The following is an 11,454-nucleotide window of genomic DNA, read 5'->3' as shown; positions in this document are numbered from 1 at the left end:
TTAATTTTCATTTAATGATATTTGTTATCATTGCTTTTACAGTATACATCTGCTATAATCAGTAATGCAATAATTTGTTAAATATAAGGCTAATTGGAATATTGTCTAAAAGGGATAGGTACATTATGACTTACTACGATTTTGTAAAAGATTATATGAAGGTGGATGAATGTAAAAACAATAAGAAGTACTCAAGTGCAGGGCACACTTTTTGTTGGAATAAAGAAGACTCAACTTATGCAGAAGGTCTATATTGGTTTTATGAAGGAGACGGATTTATTATTGATGTCCATGATTTTTATATCAGTGAAGAAGTAGTTCAAAATAATACTTATAGCATGGCAGATTATGTTTCAATTTATTCAAGCTACATTGTCAGCGCAAACGGGGAGAGATTTAGTCCTTATCAAACTTTGACCGCAAACTCTTTATGCACTCTTGATTTTGATAATATAAGAGATGATTTTGTTTTTTTATTACACGAGAATTGTTGTTATCTTGCTGTTTCCATTGGTTTTAAAAAAGAACTAATAGAAAAACATTTAGCATCTATTAACATTAATCCAGAATCATTTTATTCAGCTTTACTTCAACCGAATCAAATAATTCTTACAAAATCCTTAGAAAAAGTGGCAATGGAAATATTAAATTGTAAGATGGACCCTCCTGCCGCTGACTTTTTCTTTAAAGCCAAAGCAAATGAATGGATAAGTATAGTAATAGATACCTACTTAAATAGGAAAAAATATAAAATTGAGTCTGATGATAATAAAGCACCTGAAGATGTAGCAAGATTCTTAGATGATCATTTCGCCATGAATATAAATCAGGAGACTCTTGAAAAAATCTCAAGAATGAGCGGAACAAAATTAAAAAATTTGTTCAAAGAAAAATATGGTCAAAGCATTACAGAATACACCCAAAGAAAAAGAATGAATGTAGCTGAAACTCTTCTTTTAAGTACCGAACTTCCTATAAAGGAAATAGCAGAGTCTGTTGGATACACATCCCATAGCAAATTTTCCATTTATTACAAAAGATATAAGGGACAACTTCCTAGTGAGGTCCGTGCTTTAGCTTGCGACCATTACAATTTAAATTGTGATTGTTGTGATTAAAATAAATTTTTACAAGCCTTGTTTTTGTATGAGTTTAAGTGGATATGCATATATAGTCTGAATAAATTTGATTTGAAAAATGAGCAAAAAAATAAAGGCAGTCCGAAGAATGCCGATATCTATCTCTCTGCACCTTTGCTATGGTCTTTCTTATTTGACTTAGCTTTATAGTCTGTCTTAAAGCTTTTTATTTGCCCTAATATGGACTTTTTATCCTTTTATTTGCCCTAATATGGACTTTTTATCCTTGTCTTGACTCTTTACTTGTTCTTTTACTTTTAAGAGCTTAGAGGACAAAATACGAACATTTTTATGCTCTTTCCCGTTGTTATCAATCCTTGTTTTTACTTGTCCAAATATTTTAACAAAATCTCCTTGTTTTAGGTTCTCCAAATCTTTTGTCTTGTCAACAAGGTGGACAATTAGCATAAAATTTATCTTATAAAGTAGAAAAAGGGCACCTAAGTGCCCTTTTTAAATAGAAATGGATTATTTTGCAATATTTCTTTTAATTATTACTTCTTTTGTAGTTCCGTCCCAGACGATGTCTTTGCCATCTACTAGTCCTAATGCTCTTGCAACGTTTGCGATTGGAAGCATTGTTCTATTGCTCTTAAGAATTGGTTTTACATCACTTTCAAATACTTTACCATTTACGATTATTTGATTTGTATCCACTGGTATTTTAACTACTGTGTCTTTATCTGTTAAGATTACTGTTCTAGTTGGATCATCCCATTCTACCTTAAATCCTAATGCTTCTGCTACAAATCTAATAGGTAGCATGGTTCTATTGTTTGAAATAAATGGTTCTACATCCATTGCCACTTCTTTTTGAACACCATTTACTGTAACTACAAGAGTCTTTGAACCGATAACAAGTTTAGAATCCATCTTTATTTCTACCGAAACTTTTGTTTCGGTAGCTGGCTTGCTTTCAGTTATTACTGGTGAATAAAATTGTAGTGACCAGAATGGGTTGTAATTATATGTTGGCCCCCATGGATATTGGTCTCTTCCAGTTTCTTCTGGGGCTTTATTGTTATTTTCTTTTTCTGCTTCTGTAATTATATCAATTACATTTGCTTTTGAAGTAGCTCCATCTATTTTCTTAAGAATATCAGCTTTTTCTTCTTCAGTTAAGTTATCAAGTGCAGCAAGTTTAGATTTTGCTTCTTTTTTAGCATCTGCTAATTTTTTAACTTCTATTGCTTTTCTTTCATCATCAGCTGCCGCTTCTTCTTTTCTAGTCTTATCAAGGTCAGCAGCTTCTTTATTTATTTTTTCAATTTGAGCTGGATCTTGGGCTTTTTTAATCTTTTCTATAAAGTCTTTCTTTTCTTCTGGCAGCAATTTTTGCAGTTGATTTATTTTATTTTCGCCATCTTTTATTGCCTTTTCAAGTTTTTCCTTGTCAGCTTGTATTAACTTTACAGGATTAATTGTCACAATCCAGGCATATTTTCCTGCTATATTGCTATAAAAATCATCCTTTACTCCTATTGTGTTTTTAGTTTGAGCCTTGTACTTGTACGTGTTTTCTCCTACTTTTTCTATGAAATCTGCTTCCAAGTTATAGCTCTTGCCGCTGCAGTCTTTTAAAACTAGAGTAAAGGGATTTTTTTCTGGGGTGAGCTCTATTCTTTGATCGTTTGTGGCCCTGGCATAGGTATAGCCTCTGATTCTATTTTTCAAGGGTGAGAAGTCACAAATTCTATTATTTGCAAAGGAAAAGTTTGCAAAGACTTTGTTTCCTTCAAGGGCCGAAACATCTTTTATGTTGTTGTTTTCCAATCTCAGATATGTGATACCCGGCAAATTTTTCAAAGTGCTTATGTCTTCTATTTCATTGTCGTATAGGCTCAAATTCTCTAACTTGCCTAAATTTTTCAAGGGACTCAAATCTTGAATCTTGTTTTTGCCAAGATTAATAAGCTTCAAATTTTTCAGGTTTTGCAAGGAAGTCATGTCTTTAATCTCGTTGCTTATAAAACTTATGGATTGCAGACTGGATAGATTTTCTAAAGCACTTATATCTTCTATATAATTTGAGTCCATGTTTATAGTCTTCAAGTTTTTTAGAGTCTTGATAGGACTTAGATCTCTTATTGAGTTTTCAAAAAGAGTCAAGCTCTCTAAGTTCGTTGCCTTTTCAAGTCCTTTTAAGCTCACCAAGTACATGTTTTTTGTGATGCTTAGATTAGTAAATAGAGCCATTTCGTCTTCGAAAATTTCATTTTCTGCTTGGGGCTTTTGGTAAGTTTTAGAAAGCGTAGCAGAAATTTCTCCTCCGTATCCGTCCTTAGACTCAAAGTCTTTTTCTCCAGATTTTAAAATTTTCAAAAGGGCTTCTTTGAGGACAGATATATTTTTTAGCGTGTCGTCTATTTCAAAATCTACCCTTGTTCTTTGGCTTGGTGGAGTCGGCTTTTCTTCTTCATTGTCTCCGCCTTCATTTGGGTTTGGCTTTTCGTCTTCATGCTTTGGAAGAGCAGATGCATCTATGTTTATTATCCATATTGGAGTTCCTGTATCATTAGCTTTTCCTATGTTTAGTACAGTATCTTCTGGCTTTTGTATGAATTTGTAGATGCCATTGTCGCCTTTTTCTATTATATTTTGATAATCTCCGTTTAAGCTAGAGCCGAGTCTTGCCTCTTCCAGATTATAGCTTCTGCCTTCTTTGTCAATTAAGTTTAGGCTAAAGGCATTTCCTTTTAGTTTGATGTCGATATTTTGCTTGCCAAAGGAGAATTTATATTGTGAAAATGTCAAGTCTTTTATAGGTGAAAAGTCTTTTATTTTATTTCCATCGATATATAAAGTTTTTAATCCTACTAAGTTTTTTAGTGGGGTTATATCTTCTATTTCATTAGAATTAACTTTTAAAATTTTCAAATTTTTAAAGTCTTTTAAGAAATCCAAACTTTCTATTTTGTTTTCTTGCAAGGCTAGCTCTGTGAGATTAGTCATTTTTTCTAAACCTTTAGTGTCTTTTAGACCTTTTCTCCTATAAGTGAATTTCTTGAACATTTTCATTTCAAAGTCATATAGGTCTTCGATATCTTTATCCTTTTCATAGTTGGGGTTATCTAAAACTATATCAGGTTTTAACGGACCTCTACCCCTTCTTGTGGAATGATTCTTGTTTTTTAAAAGGTCTAAAATAAATTCTTTTAAATCCTCATCTCCAAATTCAACAATCTCTTTATTTACTTCTATATCTTTTTCTACTTGGAATTTAAAGCTGTCAGATTTTACCGGCTTTAAATTATCTGCCGAAATACTCAGATAAGCTTCATAAACTTCGCCCACTTGGCTTTTTGCTTTTAGTCCTTCTTTTGGTTTTATCTTGAGTTCTAAGCTTGAACCCTTTATGAGATTGGCATCTGCACACTCGCCTTCAACTATGTCAAAAGATGCCTTATCTTCACCTTCCAGGCTGATGTTTAGCTTGCTTATGTCTGTGCTTCCTATGTTTTTTATTTCCACCTTAATTGGCTTTATTTCTTCAAGCTTATAATTTTCTTTTGCTTTTTCAAACTTGTCTAAGACAGATACTTGCACCGCTGGCATGTCTATTTCTTTTGTCAAAGCGCCTAGAGTGAAGTTTTTGTCTATGTTGTAATATGATTCGCTTTCTGGTCCATTATAAAGGAAGGACACATCTTGCTCGTTTTGGTAGTCGTAACAAGAAATAGTCTCTGCGTTGCTTCTGAATTTTAGGGCAAACTTGTCCTTAGATAGGCTTATGTCGTCATTTACTTTTATGGTATAAAATCCAGCGTGGCTCAAGTTTCCACTTGCTATTTTTTTCCAATTTGAATTGTCTTTAATGATGAGCTTTTTAACTTCTCCTCCCTGATAGTTGAAAGTTCTCTCTTGAGTTTTAAAATTGTCACTATCTTCTGTCATATATATCTCATACCATACTGGAGTATTAGAGCTATTATAAAACCTCACATCGGTTAGCTTTTCAGGCTCTTTGGTCTGTCTTTTGTAGATGTTTATCGCTCCGTTGGCATTGGTTCCATTTCCAATTTCAGTTCTGTTGCCCTTGTAGTCAGAGTAGGTATAGATGTGGGTAGACTTATCTTTAGCATCTTCTATTCTTGGAAAGATGAATAGGGGATCTCTTTTCCCTTTAGTAAAGGAGTCATAGGATATCCACATAAATCCATCTTCTTTTTCTCCGATTTTTTTCTTACCCCAAGAATTTTTTACTAAAAAAGCTCCCGTAGCTTCTTCATTTTTCTTGTTGATGATTTTCATTTCATCATCCCAACCCACTATTGTGACTTGGTGGTTGACTATAGCCCTCTTGCCTAAATTGCCAAAATCTTGTATTTTGACTCTGTGATACTTGTCGTTAGGGTTAGTCTTTTCATATCCATAAGCATCAATAAAACCGTCATCATTATAATAGCCACTCGCAACAGAGCCGTATTCCATGACACATTTTTTTATATTATCCACGTTGCAATCTAGCTCTATCATGTCTGGCACATAAAATTCGTGCAATTGTTTGTCGGCATCATCCATGAGATTTACTGCCCTATTGTCAAAAGTTCCGCTACCTGCTCTTGGATTGTTCTCTACGATTTCGTATTCTTTAGCATTTTTTTCTTGGACAGGCCCTGCTAGTCTTGAAAAATATCTCATTGCAACCAGATTGTTGCCTCCCCTTTCCAAGTCCACATCCTTAGATGCATTGTATGCCATGTGGCCTTCAGAAAAATCAATTTCTCCCTTGCCTTCTTTTAGCAAAAGAGTTTCAATAGTAGAAAGAGATGAGAAGGCCCAACAAACTCCAGCCATGTACTGATTTTTTACAGGGCTTATAATATTTCTTTCTCTTGAATCATATTTTTTGGGAAACCCTGCTTCCCCTAATTGATCTAAAGACCTTCTCTTTCTAATTCTAAGACTGCTTTTCTCCCTTACATTTATGTATTTTTCTGGGATATATCCGTAAATAAATTCGTCCTTGTGATTGATGTAGTATGTGTATTCGGGGTTTAAGACTGGTTCAGTTATATTTTTGTTTAGATTATAGATTTCGTCTTGGTTTTCATCTCGAAAATACATACTCTCTGCATAAGTACCACTTCCCAGAGAAGATATACTTATAATTAACGCTATCAAGAGCGCAAACATTCTTTTAAAATTTCCTTTCATTTATTCCTCCTTTTTTTAATCCTTGGTTAATTATAATTATATTGTTAATTGATAGGGATTGTCAATTGTATTAATCTTGTCGGAAATTTTTAATTCCCAAGTCCTTTTCACCTTACTTATCAATAATCTAATTCATAAAACCTGAACAGAGTTAAAGCTAATGCTTTATTATATATAATAAAAGGTTATCAATTTTTTTTCCATAAAAATATCTATTAGAGAGTTACTCCCCCAACAGATATTATAGAGTCTTTATTTGCCCTAATATGTTTTTTCCATCCTTATCTTGACTCTTTACTTGTTCTTTTGATTTTAAGAGTTTAGAAGACCAGATACTAATATTTTTGTCATTTTCTTAGCTATCAATATTTGTTTTTAATCGTCCAAATGTTTTAACAAAATCTCTCTGTCTTATTTCTATAAAGCTTTTGTCTTATGTACTAGGCTAAGCAATTTACATGCAATTTATTTAGTTTTAAATATTCTAAATGTAAGCAAAAAAAGAGTAGAATAATTCTACTTCTCTTTTACTTAATTTTTCTTGTCTACAATTTGCCAGACAGCGTCTGTTAAATTGCATCTCCTGTCGTCAGGTCAAGTTTCATAGGATTTTTGGTCATTCTAACATTTGCCATTAGTAAAATTCTAAAGTTCTCGTACTCGTCTTCTTCTCTTATGTAAGAGATGTCTTTTATTTCAAATACTATTCAATCGTAAACACTAATATTTATAATTTCTCCTACAATTTTTTATTATATTAGCCAATATCCCATCATTAATTTTCCGATAGAAGAATAGCAAAAATTTTAGGTTTTCATCACCCCACAATATCTAGAGAATTAAAAAGATGTGATAACGAGTATGAAGCTATCTATGCCCAAAAAGATAAGATTAAAAAATCATCATCTAAAGGCAGAAAACCAAAAACTGATGACAATATCACTAAATCCATTTCTGAAAAACTTCATAAGAAGTGGTCTCCTGAGCAAATAGCAAATACTGCATGTAAAGATATAGTATGCTTCAAAACAATATATAATTGGATATATTCAGGAATTATAGACTTTTATATTTCCAAGCTAAGAAGAAAAGGAAAATCAAGAAAACCCAAAGAAACAAGAGGCAGATTTAACATTGGTAAATCAATAAATAAAAGACCTAAAGAAGTTAAAAAAAAGGAATACTTTTGGTAACTGGGAACTAGATACAGTTGTCTCATCCAGAGGTAAAAGTAAAGGCTGCCTAGCAACATTTGTAGAAAGAAAAACTAGATTTTACATAGCCTTACCTATGATAGATCGAAGTAAAAACTCTATGCTAAAAGCAATTGACAAGCTAATTAAATCCTTACCATTAGAAGCTTTAAAGACTTTCACATCTGATAGAGGTAAGGAATTTGCTTGTTATGAAGATGTTGAAAAACGAGGGATAAATTTTTATTTTGCTGATGCATATTCAGCATGGCAAAGGGGCAGTAACGAAAATTCTAATGGTTTGTTAAGAGAGTATTATCCTAAGAAGACAGATTTATCTAAAATATCTATTAATGAGCTGATTAAAAACTTAATGGAGCTTAATACCAGACATAGAAAGTGTCTAGAATATCAAACTCCATTTGATTTATTTATGCACGAACTTAGTTTGATTTAAGTGTTGCAATATTATTTGCAATTCATCAAAATAGATGTATTTACTTAAAACTCCATTTATTTGCTCGCTCTCTTATTGAAATGAATGATTTATATATCCCATCTTGAGTTATAAGCTCATTATGCGTTCCTTCTTGTGCTATTTTCCCTTTATCTAAAACAATGATGTTGTCTGCTTTCATAACAGTTTCTAACCTGTGTGCAATCATAATAACTGTTTTATTCTGTACTAAATTATCGATGGCTTGCAAAATATGGCGTTCATTTTCTACATCTAAAGCACTGGTAAATTCATCTAAAATCACAATGGGAGCATCTTTGAGTATTGCTCTAGCTATCGCTATTCTTTGTTTTTCTCCGCCGGATAAAGTGCTACCCGCTTCGCCAATTTTAGTTTCGTATCCTTTTTGCAAGCTTTTTATAAAGTCATGACAGCGTGCTTTTTTTGCAGCGGATATAATATCCTCATCACTGGCATTTGGCTTTGCCAAACGAATATTATTCATAATTGTATCTTCAAACAAATACACATTTTGAAATACCATACTTATATTTTTCATCAATTCTTCGGTGGAGATATTTGTTATTTTTGCTCCACCAATCAGAATTTCTCCTTCGCTTACATCATAAAATCTCGGTATAAGCTTGCAAAACGTTGTTTTTCCTGAACCTGAAGGTCCGATAATCGCTGTAAGTGTGTTCGGTTTAAGAGCTACTGATATTCCCTTTAAAACTTCTCCTTTTCCGTAAGAAAAACTCACATTTTTAAATTCTATTTCATTGGATTTTATATTTTGAATAGGTGATAATACCTTTATTTCTTTAGCATTTTCCATGCTGCTTATATCCTTTAGTGAACTATCTAAAAGCCCAATCATAGAAAGAATAGAACCTGCTTGACTTACAGACTGGAATATTACAAAGCTCATAATCAATAAATTAATGGCTTTTTGAGGAGAAATTTCTCCACTATTCCACATAAAAAACGCATAGCTAATAATCATAATTTCAAACAGCTGTATCGTAAGACCGGCACCTATGCTTGAGGGAATAGATTTTTCGGATAAATTTATATTATTAACACAACTACCATCTATATCTTTTTTTTACTCTTTCATCTTTTTCTCCCATACCAAAAGCCTTAATTACGCTTATTCCCTGTATAAATTCAATAGCACTTTCCGTTAATTTTGTTTGTGCTAATTGTCTTTTGGGAGCTTCGCTTCTTGAAATTTTCATTTGATGATTAACTACAAACAAATATGTTAATATGCCTGCAAATATTACAACGGAAACTTGCCATTCATAGTAAGCAAATCCTAAAACTATTGATATAGCAGATAAAATTCCACCTATCACATGAATTAAAATGATTGGTGCAACTTGTTCTACGGTTGAAATAGATGTAGTCAGTGTTGAGTTTATATTTCCTACTGAATTTTTGCTAAAGAACCCTAAATAGAGTTTTTTAAATAATGAGCCAAAATATAACCTTTTATCTTTCGCCATCTCAAATCCAACGGATACAGAACCCAGTTGTGTGAAATAACCAAAACCAAATACGCCGATGATACATACAATTCCGAGTATCATTACCTTATAAATATAATTGTCCATCAAATTGCTATTAAACATGGCGTTTACCGCTAAAATTATTGCTATCATTTTCAGCATAACGAATATGCCTTCTATAAATGATAGAATTAAAATTTTGACTAAACTGCCTTGCCCTTTCTCACTAAAGTTCCATACACTTTTTAGAGCTTCAAACATATTCTCACCTCCAATCAATTTGCTATTTCATATAAATGCTTATACGCAGAACACGACTTAATAAGTTCTTCATGTTTTCCATCGCAAATGATTTTCCCATTTTCCATATATATGATCTTATCTGCATTTATGACAGTTTTAATTTTATGTGTAATAACAATTAGTGTTTTTCCTTTGGTAAATTCCAGTAACGCTCCTTGAATTTTTTCTTCATTTTCAATATCTGTACTTGCAGTTGCTTCATCTAATATGATAATTGGAGCATTTTTTAGAATTGCTCTGGCAATAGCTATTCTTTGCTTTTCTCCGCCGGATAACCTATCCCCTGCGATGGTGTCATATCCATCAGGCAAAGTTACAATAAAATCATGGCAACCGGCTCTTTTAGCAGCTTCTATCACCTCATCATTCGTTGCATCTTTTTTACCTATTCTAATATTTTCCAAAATAGTATCATCAAATAAAAATGTATTTTGATCCACATAGGAGATAAGAGTATTCAGGTCATTCATTGAAAGGTCTTTTACCTCTATACCACCTATTTTTATTTTTCCTTTCTCAAAATCCCAAAATCCGGCTAAAAGTTTCATTAGAGTTGATTTTCCTGAACCTGAAGTACCAATAATTGCAGTCATAGTTTTTTCTTTAATGGTTAAATTCACATCATCAACATCATTTTTTGTCCCATCATAAGAAAATTGTAAATTTTCAAACACTATGTCGTATGTCATTTTTTCTTTTAAATTAGAATTCTCACTTTTCTTAAGTTCCGGATAATCTAAGATTCCTTTTATTTCCTTAGTAACAGTTCCCATCTGTGCCAATTGGTCAACATAACCGGATGCTTTAACAATCGGTTTAAATATTCCAAGAGAAATCATCATAAACAAAAATAAACTTTGCTCAGTAAGAAACCCATTATTAAAAAATATCAATCCCACAACAATTGTTGGAAATATAGATACAGGAGCTATGCTATAGGAAAGAGACGCATAAATCTGTGAGCTTTTCATCCAGTTTATAGCATACTCCGCATGGCGTATGACTGCATTTTTATATTTAGCATAGGAACTATCTTCCATATTGAAAGTTTTAATTACCTCAATCCCCTTGACATACTCTATAACCGCTTGATTCATATTCTTTTGTGCCTGTACTTGTCCCTCATATTTTTTCTTATATCCAATCATCATAAGCATTCCGATTGATAGTCCAAATATAACCCAAAGAAATATAATCCCGGTAAGCTTAATATTAACTGCAAGTATCCAAACAATCATGGCAATAGGTATCAATAGATTTGCAGTCATCTCAGGAAGTAGATGTGCTAATGTTTTTTCTATATCTTCCACCCTGTCTACCAATATAGTTTTTAATGTTCCACTAGGATTCATATCAAAATATCCCATCGGCAATCTAACAAATTTATCACAAATTGCATATCTTAAGTCCTTTAGCGTTAAGTATGCTGCTTTATGAGATATAAGTGTTGAAATATTTGAAAGCAGCACCCCTGATATTTTGCAGATTATAGTGAAAATCAAGACATATATCATGTTGTTTCCATGAAATCCTTTGAAGATATATCCCGCTAAAATTCCAACAAAAGCATAGGATAACAGTTCGCATAGAACAGAAAGCATACTTAGCATAACAGATAAAATATATCTTTTTTTGTATGGCTTAATAAACGAATCCATTTCTTTAAAAAAGTTTGGTTCTTTCTCTTTTTTCAT

8 protein-coding genes and 1 pseudogene are annotated in these 11,454 nt (G+C 32.4%); 3 read left to right on the top strand and 6 right to left on the bottom strand.

Features of this window, described 5'->3' with window-relative positions; translation table 11 throughout:
• Window positions 1-125: 125 nt before the first annotated feature.
• Window positions 126-1,118, top strand: a complete 993-nt coding sequence (locus tag HMPREF1253_RS02245) for an AraC family transcriptional regulator (RefSeq protein ID WP_023055101.1) — start codon at window positions 126-128, stop codon at window positions 1,116-1,118.
• A 210-nt stretch (window positions 1,119-1,328) separates the two neighbouring features.
• Here HMPREF1253_RS02245 and HMPREF1253_RS10190 read toward each other — a convergent pair whose 3' ends face one another.
• The 3 genes and pseudogenes from HMPREF1253_RS10190 to HMPREF1253_RS10410 form a co-directional block, all read right to left on the bottom strand.
• Window positions 1,329-1,547, bottom strand: a complete 219-nt coding sequence (locus HMPREF1253_RS10190) for a nucleic acid-binding domain protein (protein WP_023055128.1) — start codon at window positions 1,545-1,547, stop codon at window positions 1,329-1,331.
• Window positions 1,548-1,607: 60 nt separating this feature from the next.
• Window positions 1,608-6,296, bottom strand: a complete 4,689-nt coding sequence (locus HMPREF1253_RS02235) for a stalk domain-containing protein (protein ID WP_023055118.1) — start codon at window positions 6,294-6,296, stop codon at window positions 1,608-1,610.
• Window positions 6,297-6,868: 572 nt separating this feature from the next.
• A pseudogene (locus HMPREF1253_RS10410) lies at window positions 6,869-7,045 on the bottom strand (nucleotidyl transferase AbiEii/AbiGii toxin family protein); the annotation flags it as partial.
• Between the two features lie 45 nt (window positions 7,046-7,090).
• On the opposite strand from HMPREF1253_RS10410, the gene HMPREF1253_RS10405 reads away from it, so the two are divergent.
• Complete coding sequence (locus HMPREF1253_RS10405) at window positions 7,091-7,489, top strand: IS30 family transposase (protein WP_369758367.1); 399 nt, start codon at window positions 7,091-7,093, stop codon at window positions 7,487-7,489.
• Window positions 7,446-7,946 (top strand): IS30 family transposase, encoded by a 501-nt coding sequence (locus tag HMPREF1253_RS10400; protein WP_238318868.1) that lies wholly within the window; start codon window positions 7,446-7,448, stop codon window positions 7,944-7,946. Before HMPREF1253_RS10405 ends, HMPREF1253_RS10400 begins: the two co-directional genes overlap by 44 nt.
• 40 nt (window positions 7,947-7,986) lie before the next feature.
• Here the strand turns inward: HMPREF1253_RS10400 and HMPREF1253_RS10395 are convergent, their stop codons facing one another.
• The 3 genes from HMPREF1253_RS10395 to HMPREF1253_RS02220 all read right to left on the bottom strand — a co-directional run bounded on the left by HMPREF1253_RS10395 (window position 7,987) and on the right by HMPREF1253_RS02220 (window position 11,454).
• Window positions 7,987-8,949 (bottom strand): ABC transporter ATP-binding protein, encoded by a 963-nt coding sequence (locus HMPREF1253_RS10395; RefSeq protein WP_023055121.1) that lies wholly within the window; start codon window positions 8,947-8,949, stop codon window positions 7,987-7,989.
• An 82-nt stretch (window positions 8,950-9,031) separates the two neighbouring features.
• Window positions 9,032-9,718: an ABC transporter transmembrane domain-containing protein gene (locus tag HMPREF1253_RS10390; RefSeq protein ID WP_023055103.1), complete on the bottom strand. Its 687-nt coding sequence runs from the start codon at window positions 9,716-9,718 to the stop codon at window positions 9,032-9,034.
• Window positions 9,719-9,732: 14 nt separating this feature from the next.
• Complete coding sequence (locus tag HMPREF1253_RS02220) at window positions 9,733-11,454, bottom strand: ABC transporter ATP-binding protein (protein ID WP_023055102.1); 1,722 nt, start codon at window positions 11,452-11,454, stop codon at window positions 9,733-9,735.

The organism is Peptoniphilus sp. BV3C26 (assembly GCF_000478985.1).
Classification (GTDB): Bacteria; Bacillota; Clostridia; order Tissierellales; family Peptoniphilaceae; genus Peptoniphilus_B; species Peptoniphilus_B koenoeneniae.
Note: the sequence above shows the minus strand (reverse complement) of the source record. Positions and strands in the feature narration are given on the sequence as shown.